Below are 17,136 nucleotides of genomic sequence, written 5' to 3' on the forward strand. Positions count from 1 at the left end.
TTGGTAGAAAAGTTTTAATTCTTTCTGTTTTATCGTTTTTTGATTGCTCAGCTGTTGGCGATAGAGTGTTATTTTGTGATAGATTGAACTCTTAAAAGAATTTAATTTATTGCCTTGGAATTGTAAAATTTGAAAGTTAGTTTTTGAGTTAAGTAACATAAGGTAAATTCATGGCACATACAGCTGAAATGATTCTTCGTTTGCGTGAAGAAAAAAAAGAAATGCGAAACCGCGATTTTGCGGTTTCGATTGGTATATCTGAAGCAGAGCTTATTGCGGCTTATTGTACCATTGGAAAAGCAAAAAGGCTACAAACTGATGTTGCTACTCTCTTGAAAAATGCACCTCGACTTGGAACCGTCATGGTCTTAACTCGCAATGAATATGCTGTTCACGAAATAACGGGACGCTTTGAAAAAATTGTTCAAAACGAACATATTCCTATCACACTTGGTGAAATTGATTTGCGTATTTTTACAAAACAATGGAAGTTCGGTTTTGAATATGATGTCGTTATTCTTGGAAAACCTACAAAAAGTCTGCAATTCTTTGATCAACATGGCGTTGCTATTTTAAAGGTCTATTCTAAAGATATGACAAATATGGAAGAGTGGAATAAACTTGTTGAAAAGCTCCTTCTTGAAGATCAGTCTCCTGTTCTTAACATTCTTCCCGTTTCTCTCCCAGCCCAATGTGACATAACAGAATTGGATATTGAGAGTTTTCGGGATCGTTGGCGGAAAATGACAGATGTACACCAACTTCACAAAATTATTTCCGAATTTAAAATTAATCGACATCATGCTGTAAAATATGTTGGTAATGAATTTGCCGATGAATTACAGGTAAATGCTGTTGAAATAATGCTTAACCAAGTCGCACAACAAGAACTGCCAATCATGTGTTTTGTTGGGAATAAAGGGTGTATTCAAATTTTTAGTGGGACTGTAAAAAATATTAAGCAAATGGGACCTTGGCTTAATGTTCTTGATCCAAGATTTGACCTTCATTTACTCACGTCCGGAATTGCTAGAGTATGGCATGTTCGCAAACCTACCCGTGATGGTTATGTCAGTTCACTTGAAGTTTTCGATAAAGATGATGAGATGGTTATTCAATTCTTTGGCGTACGCAAGGAGGGTCAAAAAGAACGTGAAGATTGGCGTTCTTTATTGAATAGTTTGCCATCATGCCAAGAAAACAGCAGTAACTAAGATAAGATAAGGTTAGACATGTTCATATCTCTTTTACATAGGTTATCAAACCTTTTTCTTATGTGTTTACTGCTCTCTCTTACTTGTTTTTCTAAACAAGTAATTGCTGAACCTGCAACGCGTTTTCCTGAAAATGCTCGAATTGTTTCTATCGGCGGAGCACTTACAGAAATTGTCTATGCATTGGGAGCCCAAGATCAACTTGTCGCCCGTGATAGTACAAGCGTCTACCCACAAGAAGCGCTCAAGCTTCCTGTGCTTGGATATATGCGTGCTCTTTCACCTGAGGGGGTTTTATCACTTGCTCCAGAGGGTATATTGCTTGTTGAAGGAAGTGGTCCCGCTTCAACAATTGATATTCTCAAAAAAACATCGATACCTCTGGTGATCATACCAGAAGACTACTCCCGTGAAAATGTGATAGAAAAGATTCGCCTCGTTGGTCAAGCCATTCATCGGGAAGTGCAAGCCGCAGCGTTAATTGAGAAATTGAAGCGTAATTTTTTAGACAACGATGCGCTTTTGGCGAAAGTAACAACACCAAAGCGTGTTCTTTTTGTTTTCTCTGTGCAAAATGGACGCGTCATGGCATCTGGAACAGGTACTGCAGCTGATAGTATGATCAAACTTTCAGGCGCTATCAATGCTATCACCGATTATAAAGGATATAAACTTCTCAACGGCGAAGCATTATTGAAATCAGATCCTGATGTTATTTTGCTTGTAAAACATGGTGCAAGATCAACCAGCATTGATAAGATTTTAGCCATACCGGCAGTTCAAGCAACAACTGCAGCGAAAAATCATGCCATAAAACAGATGGATGCTATGTATTTTTTGGGATTTGGTCCACGTACTGCAGACGCATCAAGAGAACTTATTGAGATACTTTATGGTGCACATCAAAACGGTAAGAGCTGATAAAAATGGTAGACGGTACATCCAGGATGCATTTACCTAAAGAAAAAGAAGGTAAAAAAATAAACCGTTCAAAACAGGGGAAGATTTTATTATTAAGCTTAATAATATTCCTTATTTTCAGTATTTTTGGTGGGCTCTTGAATGGTGCAGCAAAGGTTTCTTTCGTTGATCTCCTCCATGTGATGCTTACACAAGATTTTTCGGTAAGTAGTAAAACGCGTGATTACCTCGTGCTCATCGACATAAGGCTTACCCGTGTTATCTTGGGATTATTGATTGGAGCAGCTTTAGCTGTCTCCGGTGTTCTTATGCAAGGGCTTTTTCGTAATCCTCTTGCAGATCCTGGAATTGTAGGTGTATCAGCAGGTGCTGGACTTGGAGCAGTCTTAGCAATTGTTGTCGGCATTGCTTTTCCTGTTTCTTTTGCACCTTTTCTAGAGCCTTATAAAGTTATCATAGGTGCTTTTTTTGGTGGACTTTTATCAACGATTATTCTCTACATAATAGCAACGCATAACAGCTTTACCTCTATTGCAACCATGCTGCTTGCTGGTATTGCTCTTGGTGCATTAAGCAGTGCTGTTGTCGGAACATTGATTTTTGTCGCAAATGACCAACAACTGCGTGATATCACTTTTTGGAGTCTGGGCTCTCTTGCGGGCGCTACATGGTTGAAAGTATGGCTCGTTCTCCCTTTTATCGTTATTGGTCTTCTTTTCTCTCCCTTTTTATCACGAGCACTTAATGCCCTTGCTCTTGGAGAAGCTGTTGCTGGCCATATTGGTTTCCATATTCAACGCGTCAAAAATATTGCTATTCCCCTTGTTGCTCTTATGTGCGGTAGTGCTGTTGCTGTCAGTGGTGGTATTGGTTTTATTGGTATTATTGTTCCTCATATTTTACGTCAGCTCATAGGTCCTGATCATCGCTATCTCATTCCTTGCTCTGCTCTCTTGGGAGCAGCATTACTTATTTTTGCTGATATGTTTGCACGCTTAATTGTTGCCCCCGCAGAATTGCCGATTGGGATTGTAACAGCACTTTTTGGTGCACCTTTCTTTCTATGGATCCTTATATGCAAACGAGGAACAGACTTTTCATGATTGAAGCGACAAATATTTGTGTTCAGCGCGGAAAGAAGCAGATTCTTAAACACATTAATCTTCAAGCTAAAAGTGGTGCTTTTACCATTATTATTGGTCCTAATGGATCAGGAAAAAGTACTTTTATCAAAGCTCTGAGTGGTGAAATTCCTTACAGTGGAAAAATAACCTTAAATGGTTATAATGTATGCCAAACAAAAACTCATGTAATGGCAAAAATGCGCGCTGTACTACCACAATCAACAACGCTCGTATTTCCATTCTTAGTCCATGAAGTTGTAGGGCTTGGCCTTTCTGTAAACCAATTTAGCATTGCCAAAGCCGAATTGCAAAATCTTATCCAGAAAGCTTTAGAGTGCGTTGACCTTTCTGATTATGGCAACCTGTATTATCACCAATTATCAGGCGGAGAACAAGCTAGAGTACAACTTGCCCGTGTACTTTGCCAAGTCTGGAAACCTGTTCATAATGGGATTCCTCGCTGGATGATATTAGATGAACCTATTGCTAGCCTCGATATTCAACATCAAATCATCGTTATGGATATTGCTAAACAATTTGCTCATTCTGGTGGCGGACTTCTTGCTGTTCTTCATGACCTCAATCTCGCAGCACATTATGCAGATAACATGATCTTGCTCAAGGAAGGTGAGATTTATTGCGAAGGAAATGCAACTAATGTGTTGACAACACAAAATCTCCGCAATGTTTATCATTGTTCTTTAAACGTTTCTGAATTACCTAAAGAAGATATCCCTTTTATACTCCCTCAAACGGCATCCTCCTATGAAATTAGATCTCTAAGCTATCGGCTTCAATCTAAAAACTAAAGTCCATAGCAAAATAAAACACGCAAATATTCAAGAATCTTTTTTATTTTTATATGAACTCCTTTTTGTCATCTATCATTAAAAAAGAAGACCAAGCACCCTAAAGATATTTTTTGAAAAAACTACCAGTTTAAAATCTTTCAAGATTTTACGTAACTAAAAACATGTGAAGTTTTGTTTTGCTATCAAACTGTTAGATAATACGAATTTATCCAACATAAATATGCGTTTTCCCACTCTTTCTATCACTTTTATCTTTATAAAAATGATTCAAGAAATGCGTACAAATGCCTTTGTTATAATAACGGGTGTATTATTTATATCTTCTAAGAACCATACAGAAATCAAGTACTTTTCTCCCCTCCACAAAATACTTGTTTATAGCTTTAATAGTAATGTCTTCTTTATAACACATATAATTTAGCTTTTTTTATAAATAAATATTAATTTATACTAATATTTTTTACTTTTCTCTCTCTATTAAAAAATTGTTTATTGGCATATCACAAAGAATTAAACTATTGAATAAAAACTTTAAAATAAACTCAATAACGCTTTTTGTAAGCCCCCTAATGCAAAAACAATGCGGAATATAGGGATGAGGAAAGAGTATAGAAATAGCGTTTGTCTTCTGCTTCACAAGCATAATGATGATTCCACTCAAGGAGTACTATCATTTACAGATAAAGCCTCCACCATGGCAATGCAAAGAAATGAAATCGACAACAAGGTGAGAGATATCTTTATAAGATGAATTAACTCATACGGAGGTATGCTGTTTTTGCACAAAAAAACGTTAAAATATTGTACTTTATTTATGCCTCAGGTTGAATAATTTTATCACCTTACCCCCTATCAAAACACCTTATGAAAAAATGTATCTCTAGATCACTTCACGGTACAGTTTAAATGATTTTTACATATTTTCCCTATGTTATCATATAATTATAAAATAAATTATATCCTTAACTCTTTCTTTCAATCATTTTTAAATTGTTTTTTGACTCTCTCAAGTATCCTATTAACAATATAGATTTCCTTTTCATATGCATAAAAAATAACGCGGAATTGCTCCGCGTTAACAAAATTATCAAGGTGTATAGACTATTATTACTTAAACATACTCATGATTTTATAGCATAGACAACGGTTGTATTAACAGGGCGCGTTTCTGCCTCACCCGTATGGGAAAGAGTTACCTTGTGTGTATGTGCACCAGCAGAAGCTGTTCTCCCTTTCAGGGTTGCATTATAAGTATAATGATTCGGGAGTCTCCCAATATCACCAACAGGCCATCCTACCCCTTGATACTCAAAATTATGCGCATGCTCGCCTGCGTTTTCAATACTCCCAATATGCGTATGTGATTTTATGCTATCTTGTTGTTCATCTGCAAACTTTCTACCACCATCTAAACCCCGACCATTATCAAAGCCGCGTAAAAACATGCCTCTAAAATCAGGAACTTTAAAAGTTTTATTGCTGTCTTTTCCCCATTTATCACCTATTGCCTCGAATAACTGCGGATAATCTTCACGCTTATAGGCCTTACCATCACATAAAAGCCAACCATTTGGCACATTTTGCATAGCAAATGTTGCAATGAATCCAGAGGGGAAACTTTCTATCTTTGGTGGTGTAGGGTTTAATAAATACCAACCCTCATGCTCTTTTATTAAAACACCATTATTGTATACCATTTCATAAATGCCATCTGTTTGAAATTCTCCACCTTCTAATGGTATAATCCCCGCATCAGTGGCTTTATAGATAAGCTTTTCTCCTATATTATTAACAGTTATTGTTGTCACGCCAATATTTACACCACAAGCTTTAAAACGTATGACGATATCATTGTTGTATTTCTTTATAGGCGAAACTGTCTTTAAGGTAATTAATGTTGTTTTATCTTCCAAATTTACTATAAAGCTTGAATTAATAGATCCACCATTATCTGCAAGATATTCGCGCACGCGCTGCATCATCGCCCGTGCACTATCATTAACAGAACTAGGCGGCTGTCCTTCTGCCCAATTAATGATACTATCTGAATAAGCATTTTCATCAGCCTTTAGAGACCAATCGTAAATATTAGACATTTTAAATCCCCCATTATTTTCATAGTTTTTCTAACAACTTCTCGTTCTGTGCACTAAAATGTGCTGCCGCTGTTTATTGGTACATCATAACCACTGCACCATCCTTATTTACGCATTTTATCTCTCTTCACTCCTTCCAATTTTATAACCTAAATTCACCAGATGCTTTTCATAACATTAGTATTAATGCTTTCTCTTCTAATGTATAATGTAACCACCTCATCTGATGTTACTTAATATCTTGTTTTGTTGCTTTGCTGTTGTTATATAATTATTTTTCAAATCTTGCATCTTGTTGCAAAATTTATAAATACTATTCAAATTTTTCCTTATTATGGATTTCATATAACCATTACTGAATGTAATAACTTATCATCCACATAAAAAGTTTCTGACTTAAACATTATCTTTTTTTATTTTTTTCAATAGTTTAAATCTATCTCGTCGATATTTTATACCATATATTTTAAACAAAGAAATTCTATCTTTTGGCTATCATTTGTATTAAAACTTTAAAAATTAGCTTCAAATTTTTTGCATGCTTCATTATGTTTTTATTCACATGCAGATAGTTTGTTCTATTTTATTCAATTGATTTCTGAAATTGTGTCACAAGATTAGCACCAATGTTTTTTTTGAATAAGCTTTTGTTCAATCTAAATGTATCACAGAGAATATATTCAATATGGACATTTGCTCCACACTTTCATTAAACTGGAAATAAAATACTTTGAAATATTAAATATCACACACCTTCACAAAATTTGAAGGTTGTATCCGATCCCGAAAAAATTAAAAAGCACAACCTAGCCTCTCCCCCAATTTTTATGAACAATATCCTTGTTTTTTAAACGCCCCATAACCAACTTTTCCCCTCCCACAGTTAACACATCTCCCTCTATATATTATTATATGTATATTTTTTTTGCAAGAACAATAAATCATTCTAAACAACATCTTGCAATTATTGGTGTTCTTCTTAATTCAAGGCAATATTATTTTTATAATAAAGATTAGGTATTGTTTCACGCTTTTGTTTATCGCATTCTTAATGGGAACATCCCCCTCATAAAGAATAAAGTACCCCAAACAAAATATAATGATATTGCATATTACGCACTTTTTAAGAAATATTGCTCAAAATATACTCCTTTCATTTTATGACAGCGCACGTCAATGATACAAATGATACAATAGAAAGCCATTATAGATCATCAGCTTTAAGCTTTTGAAGATACAAGTGGAATCCATCATACATTTTGTTGTCCCCCACGTTTTGACAGCCTCACATCTTAGAATGTTCATTAAATGACATTTGGCTTCCTTTCTTCAAGTGTTTTGCCCCATACGCTCCCACTTATGACGTGCAAGGAAGTGTTTTTATATGAAAAGATATATGATGAGAGGATCTTATGGTATTCTGAGTTATTATTTTAATATGAAAAAAATCTCAATCAGAGCCATAAACTATCTACTTTTCCCTGATAATCCGTTTTTAACTTTATTCTGGTTTATAAAAGCTTCAATATCATAGTTTATCACTTCATAATATCTATTTTCACTCTTAAAAACACACCAAAATCGTTTAAAATATATTTTTATGATTGACAATATAGATATTTAAGCCAACCATATTCGTATTAACAAAAATACTTCAAGTGGGAGGAGGCATGCAAATATTAGAATAGATATTGTATCAGTTTTTCAAAATAACTTTTCTTGAGCTGTATTGGGTTTTCTTTGCTACAAAGCAATACTATCCCTATTCATCTGAATGCTCGTGATTGATAATTTGAATACATCTCCATTAACATCGTAACCTATTTTTGAACTCCGTGTCTATAAGGAAAAAGTTTGTGCAGAAAAATACTCCATCAATCAGTTGTAGCCCCTTTCCCGCTTCACGCAAAATTTATCAACAGAGCCTTCTCTTTTCTGATGTGCGCGTACCATTGCGTGAAATTTCACTGGCTGATGGCAGTGGTGAAAAACCTTTAAACGTCTACGATACTTCTGGCCCCTACACAGATAAAGATATGATCATTGATATTACAAAAGGCCTGCCAGCAATTAGCTTGCCTTGGCTCTCTAAGCGGGATGATACTGAAACTTATCCTGCACGATTAGTTAAACCTGAAGATAATGGATTGACTTCTGATAAAAACCTTACACCAGCCTTTAAGCAAAAACGTTCTATTTTACGAGCAAAAAATGGCAAAGCAATTACACAAATAGCTTACGCACGCGCAGGCATTATTACCGAAGAAATGGAATATGTAGCTATACGAGAAAATGAAGGATTAGTAGTAAAAGAACGGCAGAATGTACCATCAAATGAAACATTTGCTGGAGCAATACCAGAAATTTATACTGCGGAATTTGTTCGCAATGAAATTGCTTGTGGACGCGCCATTATTCCACAAAACATTAATCATCCAGAGTGCGAACCCATGATTATTGGGCGTAATTTCCGTGTTAAAATTAATGCCAATATTGGCAATTCAGCAGTAACGTCATCTATGGAAGAAGAAGTTGATAAAATGGTTTGGGCCATTCGCTGGGGAGCAGATACAGTTATGGATCTTTCTACAGGACGAAATATTCACAATATTCGTGAATGGATTATCCGAAATTCTCCTGTGCCCATCGGAACAGTTCCTCTTTATCAAGCACTCGAAAAAGTACAGGGTATTGCCGAAAATTTAACATGGGATATTTTCCGTGATACCCTTATTGAGCAAGCAGAGCAAGGTGTTGATTATTTTACCATTCATGCAGGATTAAGATTATCATTTATTCCTATGACCATTGATCGTGTAACAGGTATTGTTTCACGAGGCGGTTCTATTATGGCAAAATGGTGTCTCCATCATCACAAAGAAAGCTTTCTCTATGAACATTTTGATGAAATTTGTGATATTGCAAAAACATATGATATCTCTCTTTCATTAGGAGATGGATTACGCCCTGGCTCTATTGCCGATGCCAATGATGAAGCCCAATTTGCAGAGCTTAAAACTTTGGGAGAATTGACAAAAATTGCTTGGAAAAAAGATGTACAGGTTATGATTGAAGGTCCTGGGCATGTCCCAATGCATAAAATTAAAGAAAATATGGAGCAACAATTAGATCTTTGTCATGAGGCGCCTTTTTATACTTTGGGGCCTCTTACAACGGACATTGCTCCTGGTTATGACCATATTACATCAGCAATTGGTGCCGCTATGATTGGATGGTTTGGAACTGCTATGTTGTGTTATGTAACACCTAAAGAACACCTAGGACTCCCCGATAGGAATGACGTAAAAACTGGTGTGATCACTTATAAAATTGCTGCTCATGCCGCTGACCTCGCTAAAGGTTTACCTAGAGCACAATTGCGCGATAATGCTCTTTCGCGTGCACGATTTGATTTTAGATGGCATGATCAATTTAACCTTTCTCTTGATCCAGAAACAGCCTGTGCCTTTCATGATGAGACAATGCCTAAAGAAGCCCATAAATTGGTGCATTTTTGTTCCATGTGTGGACCAAAATTCTGTTCTATGCGTATTTCCCATGATATTCGTGAGGCAGCAGCAATAAGAAAAACAAAAGGGGAAGGTATGATCGCCATGGCCGAAAAATATCAGAAAAATGGTGACCTTTATATGGAAATTGTTCCTCCTCAAAAAAAGAAAGTAAATAGTTGAAGAACATTCTTATCAAAGGTGCAGGTGTAGGCGGCTTAACAGCTGCCTTTATGTTAAAGCAAAAAGGTGCTTCTGTTACTGTATCAGCCCCCCCTCATTCACCTATAGGAAGTGCTAGTTGGTATGCAGGAGGAATGCTCGCACCTTACTGTGAAAGAGAAAGTGCAGAACAAATTGTTGAAGATCTTGGTGTACAAGCTATACAATGGTGGCGTAAAACGCTCCCCAACCTTGTCATACAAAAAGGCACTTTAGTGGTTGCACCTACACGAGATAGAGGAGAGCTTGAACGATTTTCTGTGCGTACGCATAATCACAAAACCATAGATAATACAGAAATAGCTCATCTTGAACCAGATCTTGCTGAACGTTTTAACTGTGCACTCTTTTATGAAAATGAAGCCCATATTGACCCTCGCAAAGCACTTATGGCTTTAAAAGAAAAGCTTCTCAACAATGGAGCCTGTTTTGTTGATGTAGAGAAGGCTGAAAAAAATTTTGATATTGTTATTGATGCGACAGGAATAGCACGTTTAGGAAAAGATAAAAATATACGGGGCGTACGCGGTGAAATGCTTCTCGTGCGCTGCACCGATATTAAAATTTCGCGTCCAATTCGTCTTCTTCACCCACGGTTTCCTCTTTACATTGTACCTCGACAAGATAATATTTTTATGATTGGTGCAACGATGATTGAAAGTGACTTTGATGGTGCAATCTCTGTAAGATCAATGATGGAACTGCTCAACGCGGCTTATACTTTACATCCTGCTTTTGCTGAAGCAGAAATTATTGAATCTGGCGTTGGTGTTCGTCCATGTTATCCTAATAACTTCCCTTCTGTGCATAAAGATGGTAACTTTATTTCTATTAATGGATTTTATAGACATGGTTTTCTGTTGTCTCCAGAAATGGCAAAACGAGCAATGAAATTGGCATTGGAATAAAGCATGCAAATATTTGTTAATGGTGAAACAGTCCAAACAGAAGTTATGACTCTCGGTCTCTTGCTTGAAGAATTGGGGTATGAAGGGAATTGGCTTGCAACTGCTGTTAACGCTGAAGTTGTTCCTATAGATGCACGAAGCCAATTTGTCTTGCATGAAGGAGATAAAATTGAAATTTTAAGCCCAATGCAAGGAGGCTAAAATTATGCTGAATCTTTATGGACGACAATTCTCTTCCCGTCTTCTATTAGGTACAGCGCAATATCCTTCACCAGCAATCCTTCGTGATGCTATTCATAAATCGAATACGGAAATTGTAACTGTTTCCTTGCGCCGTGAAACTGCAGGAGGAAAACAAGGCGGACAATTTTGGCAATTTCTTCAAGATCTTGGGGTAACAGTGCTTCCTAATACTGCTGGTTGTTATACTGTTAAAGAAGCCGTAACCACAGCGCAATTAGCAAGAGATCTTTTTAAAACAGCTTGGATTAAACTCGAAATTATCGGTAATTCAGACACCTTACAGCCAAATATTTTTTCCTTAATCGAAGCTGCTCAAATTTTAAACAATGAAGGTTTCAAAATTTTTGCCTATACAACGGATGATCTCATTGTTGCTGAAAAACTTTTCGACATTGGTTGCCGTGTTATTATGCCTTGGTGTGCTCCTATTGGTTCTGCCAAAGGACCTCATAATACTGATGGATTGCGTTCTATCCGTGCTTACCTTCCTGATGCTACTCTTGTTATTGATGCCGGCATTGGACGCCCATCACATGCCGCCATTGCGATGGAACTAGGTTATGATGCAGTACTGCTTAATACCGCAGTTGCTAAAGCAGCTGATCCTGTCTTAATGGCTGAAGCATTTTCTAAAGCTGTTCAAGCAGGACGTATGGGATATAAAGCTGGCATGATCGAAGCACGCAATGTAGCAGTCCCTTCAACACCAATCATTGGAAAAGCGGTATTTTCATGAAACTGGATCCATTTTACCTCATCGTTGATAACGCTGATTGGATTGAACGTTTGCTTCCTCTTGGTATCAAGCTCGTACAATTGCGTATGAAACATGAAAATCAACAAATAATCCGTCAACATATTAAGCGTGCAAAAAACATATGCAATAAATTGGGAGCACAATTAATTATTAATGATCATTGGGAAATAGCAATTGATGAAAAGTGTAATTTTATTCATCTGGGACAAGAAGACCTGAGCAATGCTGATCTTCACGCAATTCGTAAAAGTGGTATAAAAGTTGGTCTTAGTACACATGATGAATATGAATTGGATACCGCACTCTCTGCTAATCCTGAGTATATTGCACTTGGTCCTATTTATCCGACAATCTTAAAAAAAATGAAATGGATGCCGCAAGGACTAGAGAAAATCAAACAATGGAGAAAGCGGATTGGTGCTTTACCTTTGGTGGGTATTGGTGGTTTAACACCAGAACGCGCAGTTGGTGTTTTAAAAGCAGGAGCAAATAGTGCTGCTGTTGTGACTGATATTATCCTCCATAAAAAACCTGAAGAACGTGTACAGCAGTGGATAAAAGTGACACAAACATGGCGTTGATACCTTCCATTCTTATTGTTGCGGGCACTGATCCAACAGGAGGTGCTGGTATTGTTCGTGATATAGAAACCACTGCGCATTTTCAAATAAAAGCAAATTTAGCAATTACTTGTGTTAACGTACAAGATGATAATCGCGTTGTCGAAATCATTCCAATGCGTGGAGACATCGTCGCTGCGCAAATGCGTGCTGCCCTAGAAGCAAATCCAATAAGCGCAATAAAAATCGGTATGACGGGGACAAAAGCAATTATAGCAGCAATCTGTAACGTACTCAAAGACTATCCCCATGTTCCAGTTATTTTGGACCCTGTACTTGTCGCTTCATCAGGAGGAAAACTAATAACGGAAACAATCATCGACACTATGATCGATAAACTGCTTCCTCATGTTGATCTTTTAACACCGAATAGAGAAGAACTCGCTCTTCTTAGCCAAAGTCCATTGGCATCTCATGATAAGCAAGCAATACAACAAGCAAAAAAACTTTTGTCATTGGGAGCTCGCTCTATTTTAGTAAAAGGGGGACATGCAGAAGGTCCTCTTGCAATTGATAGCTTCATTGACAAAACTGAAGTCATAAATATCTCTACTCCACGTTTAAAAGGAACAATGCGAGGAACAGGTTGCATTCTCTCAAGCGCTATTGCAGCGCATTTAGCATTAAATGAACCTCTCATTTCAGCTGTAAAAAAAGCAAAAGCATATATCCACACATTGCTTTTAACCCATTATAAAAATAGTTTATAACGTCTTAGTATTTTCTTATATAAAAGTAATATTTATATATTTCAATTAATATATTTAATATTTTTAATAAAAGTTATTAAAAAAATATAATAATATAAAATTTATACTTAATTTTATAAATAAAATACTAAAAAATTCACTTTCATTAAGTATTAAATATAGAATATAATGATAAAAAATATTATCACACCACTTGCATTCAGTAAAAAATTCTTTTATTATGAGTGCGTTTAGTCTGTTTAAAAAGTTGAAGTTGAAATAGCGCAATTTAAACAAATTATACATTTAAAGATGCATATAATCGCGAACACTCGCATTTTACGATTTGCCTTTTTTGTGAAAAGAGAGAATCCTATCAGCGTTCTTATACATTAATGGCTAGCGAATACATTTAATAAAACTTGAAGGATAATTTTGTTTGATCTATAATCGCTAGATCATTAGAAAAAGTAAAATGTTAAATCAAACGCCTTGCTCAATTTCCTATGAAGAACTCTTAAACTTTTATAAAGAAAGTGGTGCGGATGTCGTTCTGACAGATTTTCCTATTGATCGTTTTAAGCAGTCTGCTTGTTCAGAGAGAAAATTAACGCCTGTTGTTAACATTTCTCATAATCAACAAGCATCTCCCAAAACATCTCCAACCGTAAAATTAGATCATCATCAGCTGCATAACTCTAGGACTATACAAAATGAATCCACAGCTATAGAGAGTGCAAAAAGTGCAAAGACACTTGATGAATTAAAATCTGCTCTCCTTGCATTTAATGGCTGTTCATTAAAATTGACAGCAAAAAATACCTGTTTTTCAGATGGAACAGCAGGAAGCCCCCTGATGCTTATAGGCGAAGCACCAGGACGAGACGAGGATATACAAGGAATTCCTTTTGTGGGAAAAGCTGGGATGTTGCTTAATAAAATCCTCGCATCAATTGGCTTAACAAGAAATAATGTTTACATTGCCAACACTATTCCTTGGCGTCCACCAGGAAATCGTACACCAACACCAAGAGAAGTTGCCTTGTGCCGCCCTTTTATTGAACGGCACATTTATTTAGCGCGTCCTCGTGTTCTTATAGCACTGGGAGGCGTTGCTGCACAGTTTCTTACTGGATCTCAAAATGGGATTATCCGAACAAGAGGGAAATGGCATATCTATGAAAGCGAGGATAATATAAAAATACCTGTTATGCCAACTTTCCACCCAGCTTACCTTCTTAGAACCCCTAGTCAAAAGAAGCTTACATGGATAGACTTCTTAGAAGTAAAAAATCGCCTCGACAGCCTTTTGTAATTCTTTAATCCTATCTTGCTTCTAAAATTAAAACACCCTTCTTTAACCCTTAAAATAAAAATGGGAAAAAACTATGAAACAGCCAATAACATCTATTTATCGTTTGGAAGACTACCAACCAACCCCTTACGTTATCCCTAAAACACAACTTTCTTTCCAATTGGCACCGACAAAAACCTATGTTACAGTCATATTGTCTATTGAATCCCGTCACGATACAAAAGAATTAACACCTCTTGTTCTTTCTGGTGATGATCTTACTTTAATTTCCGTTTCTATTAATGATGAGATATTAGCCCCAAACACTTATAAAGTGACGCCTTCACGTTTAGAAATTACAACGCCACCACCGGCTCCTTTTACATTGAAATTGGTTACGGAACTGAATCCTGAAAGCAACCGCCAACTTATGGGGCTTTATCTTTCAAATGGTGTTTATTGCTCACAATGCGAATCGGAAGGTTTTCGTCGTATTACTTATTTTTACGACCGCCCAGATGTTCTTTCTACCTATAGAGTGAAAATTGAAGCAGATACCCAAACAATCCCAATCTTGCTTTCAAATGGTAATCTGGTGGAAACAGGAACTTTAGAGAATAATCGCCATTTTGCCATTTGGGAAGATCCTTATCCCAAACCATCTTATCTCTTTGCTTTAGTAGGTGGAGATCTTGATAAGTTAGAAGACCATTTTACAACTGTATCTGGACGACGTATTGAGCTTGGTATCTATGTAGAAAAAGGAAAAACCAAACGCGCAACCTATGCAATGGATGCTCTTAAACGTTCCATGCGTTGGGATGAACAATGTTTTGGGCGCGAATATGATCTTGATGTTTTCAATATTGTTGCTGTGTCCGACTTTAACATGGGAGCAATGGAAAACAAAGGCCTTAACGTTTTTAATGATAAATATGTTCTTGTCGATCCTGAAACAGCAACCGATCAGGATTATAGAAATGTTGAACGTGTCATTGCACATGAATATTTCCATAATTGGAGCGGTAATCGTGTTACCTGTCGCGATTGGTTTCAACTCTGTTTAAAAGAAGGATTCACTGTTTATCGTGATCAGGAATTTTCATCAGATCAAAATGTACGCAGCCTACAGCGAATTGAAAATGTAAAAGCATTAAAAGCGACGCAATTTGCAGAAGACGCAGGACCTCTTGCGCATCCTGTACGTCCTCGTCAATATAGCCAAATTAATAATTTTTACACCACAACTGTTTATGAAAAAGGTGCTGAAGTTGTTCGCATGATACGAACTATTTTAGGTCCTACTCTGTTTCGTAAAGGCACTGATCTTTATTTTCAACGTCATGATGGACAAGCTTGTACAATTGAAGATTTTATTACCTGTTTTGCTGAAGTGTCTGGTCAAGACTTCTCCCAATTCATGCTATGGTATGAACAAGCAGGAACACCCAATGTAGAAATCGATAGTCATTATAGCGATGGTGTTTTAACAATTCATACAAAGCAACATATTCCCGCAACCCCACAACAAAATACAAAAAAGCCTATGCTTATCCCTATCGTATTTGGCTTGTTAGGATCTAACGGAGAAAACCTCACCTATGAAGCAGATACAGATATTCAATCAAATGTTATGCTTTTATCCAAGGAAAGCCAAACGTTTACATTAAAGGGACTGCGTGAAAAACCCGTTTTATCACTGCTGCGAGACTTTTCAGCACCAATCATTCTACACACTCCATTCAATGAAAGAGAACTTATTTTTCTTGCACAACATGATGACAATCACATCAATCGCTGGCAATCTCTTAATCATTTAATGACGCAAGCTTTGATTCACAGCATTCAAGATAAAACACAAGAAAAAGCAACACTCCCTTCTGCTTTGCTAAAGCTGATTGAAACGATCATAACAGATGAAACCTTAGAGCCTGAATTTCGTGCCTTCTGTTTAAATTTACCTAGTGAAGTTGAGCTTGCTCATACAATCGGTAAAAATATTGATCCAGATCGTATTCATTATGTCCGCCATCAGTTTTTAGCTTCACTTGCACAAACTCATCAAGAGCTCTTAACAAAATTCTATGGACAAATGCAAACCCAAGAGCCCTATTCACCAAACACTGCACAAGCTGGAAAGCGAGCATTAAAGAATATCATACTGGATTACCTTTCCATTGCTGAAGCCAATCCAAATCGAGCTGCTATACAGTATGCAACAGCTGATAATATGACTGACCGTATGGCGAGTATCGCTGTTCTCGTGAAGCGTTTTAATGAAAGTGAGCAGGCACAAAATTCCTTAAATGATTTTGAAAACCGCTATCGGCATGACCCTTTGGTCATGGATAAATGGTTTTCTATTCAAGCAATGGTTGCTAGCACATCAACACTCGAGAATGTTCAAAAGCTTATGCAACATCCGCTGTTTTCACAAGATAATCCTAATCGTGTACGTTCCCTAATCGGTGTTTTTGCCTCTAACAATCTCACGGGCTTTAATAGGATGGATGGAGCATCTTATCATTTTCTTTGCCAAGTCATTTTGGAAATTGACAAAAAAAATCCACAGCTTGCTTCACGATTATTAACAATGATGCGCTCTTGGCGACAATTAGAACCTATTCGACAACAAAAACTTGAAACTGAATTAAAAATGATTGCTGCTGCGCCAAAATTATCAAGCGATGTTGCTGATATCATCAACCGTCTGCTCACTTGAAACAA

The 17,136-nt window shown here is 36.8% G+C and carries 13 protein-coding genes; 12 read left to right on the forward strand and 1 reads right to left on the reverse strand.

Annotated features, from left to right (window positions below):
- Positions 1–170 precede the first annotated feature (170 nt).
- The 4 genes from ACFIME_RS00305 to ACFIME_RS00320 are packed head-to-tail and all read left to right on the forward strand — an operon-like array spanning position 171 to position 4,068.
- Positions 171–1,214: a hemin-degrading factor gene (locus ACFIME_RS00305; protein WP_375661814.1), complete on the forward strand. Its 1,044-nt coding sequence runs from the start codon at positions 171–173 to the stop codon at positions 1,212–1,214.
- A gap of 18 nt (positions 1,215–1,232) precedes the next feature.
- Positions 1,233–2,135, forward strand: a complete 903-nt coding sequence (locus ACFIME_RS00310) for a hemin ABC transporter substrate-binding protein (RefSeq protein WP_375634174.1) — start codon at positions 1,233–1,235, stop codon at positions 2,133–2,135.
- A 5-nt stretch (positions 2,136–2,140) separates the two neighbouring features.
- On the forward strand, positions 2,141–3,238 hold the full coding sequence (locus tag ACFIME_RS00315; RefSeq protein WP_375661813.1) for a FecCD family ABC transporter permease: 1,098 nt from the start codon (positions 2,141–2,143) through the stop codon (positions 3,236–3,238).
- Positions 3,235–4,068: a heme ABC transporter ATP-binding protein gene (locus tag ACFIME_RS00320; RefSeq protein WP_375661812.1), complete on the forward strand. Its 834-nt coding sequence runs from the start codon at positions 3,235–3,237 to the stop codon at positions 4,066–4,068. Before ACFIME_RS00315 ends, ACFIME_RS00320 begins: the two co-directional genes overlap by 4 nt.
- A gap of 1,124 nt (positions 4,069–5,192) precedes the next feature.
- Here the strand turns inward: ACFIME_RS00320 and ACFIME_RS00325 are convergent.
- Complete coding sequence (locus ACFIME_RS00325; RefSeq protein ID WP_375679824.1) at positions 5,193–6,167, reverse strand: tail fiber protein; 975 nt, start codon at positions 6,165–6,167, stop codon at positions 5,193–5,195.
- Positions 6,168–8,023: 1,856 nt separating this feature from the next.
- On the opposite strand from ACFIME_RS00325, the gene thiC reads away from it, so the two are divergent.
- From thiC to pepN, 8 genes are all read left to right on the forward strand, one after another.
- Positions 8,024–9,859, forward strand: a complete 1,836-nt coding sequence (thiC, locus tag ACFIME_RS00330; RefSeq protein WP_375661811.1) for a phosphomethylpyrimidine synthase ThiC — start codon at positions 8,024–8,026, stop codon at positions 9,857–9,859.
- On the forward strand, positions 9,856–10,806 hold the full coding sequence (locus tag ACFIME_RS00335) for an FAD-dependent oxidoreductase (RefSeq protein WP_375642831.1): 951 nt from the start codon (positions 9,856–9,858) through the stop codon (positions 10,804–10,806). The genes thiC and ACFIME_RS00335 overlap by 4 nt, the downstream gene beginning before the upstream one ends.
- 3 nt (positions 10,807–10,809) lie before the next feature.
- A complete protein-coding gene (gene thiS, locus ACFIME_RS00340; RefSeq protein ID WP_273791115.1) occupies positions 10,810–11,007 on the forward strand; it encodes a sulfur carrier protein ThiS in 198 nt (65 codons plus the stop codon).
- 4 nt (positions 11,008–11,011) lie between these two features.
- The gene (locus tag ACFIME_RS00345) at positions 11,012–11,785 is read left to right on the forward strand and encodes a thiazole synthase (RefSeq protein ID WP_375617625.1); all 774 of its coding nucleotides are present in this window, start codon (positions 11,012–11,014) and stop codon (positions 11,783–11,785) included.
- Positions 11,782–12,387, forward strand: coding sequence for a thiamine phosphate synthase (locus ACFIME_RS00350; protein ID WP_375634178.1), 606 nt, complete (start codon positions 11,782–11,784; stop codon positions 12,385–12,387). Before ACFIME_RS00345 ends, ACFIME_RS00350 begins: the two co-directional genes overlap by 4 nt.
- Complete coding sequence (locus ACFIME_RS00355) at positions 12,378–13,136, forward strand: hydroxymethylpyrimidine/phosphomethylpyrimidine kinase (protein ID WP_375661810.1); 759 nt, start codon at positions 12,378–12,380, stop codon at positions 13,134–13,136. The genes ACFIME_RS00350 and ACFIME_RS00355 overlap by 10 nt, the downstream gene beginning before the upstream one ends.
- A 454-nt stretch (positions 13,137–13,590) precedes the next feature.
- A complete protein-coding gene (locus ACFIME_RS00360) occupies positions 13,591–14,430 on the forward strand; it encodes a uracil-DNA glycosylase family protein (RefSeq protein ID WP_375661809.1) in 840 nt (279 codons plus the stop codon).
- Between the two features lie 73 nt (positions 14,431–14,503).
- Positions 14,504–17,131 carry an aminopeptidase N gene (pepN, locus tag ACFIME_RS00365; protein WP_375661808.1) on the forward strand — a complete coding sequence of 876 codons (2,628 nt, stop codon included), beginning with the start codon at positions 14,504–14,506 and terminating at the stop codon, positions 17,129–17,131.
- Positions 17,132–17,136: the final 5 nt, after the last annotated feature.

It is taken from the genome of Bartonella sp. AP1QHHD, assembly GCF_042196265.1.
GTDB lineage: Bacteria > Pseudomonadota > Alphaproteobacteria > Rhizobiales > Rhizobiaceae > Bartonella.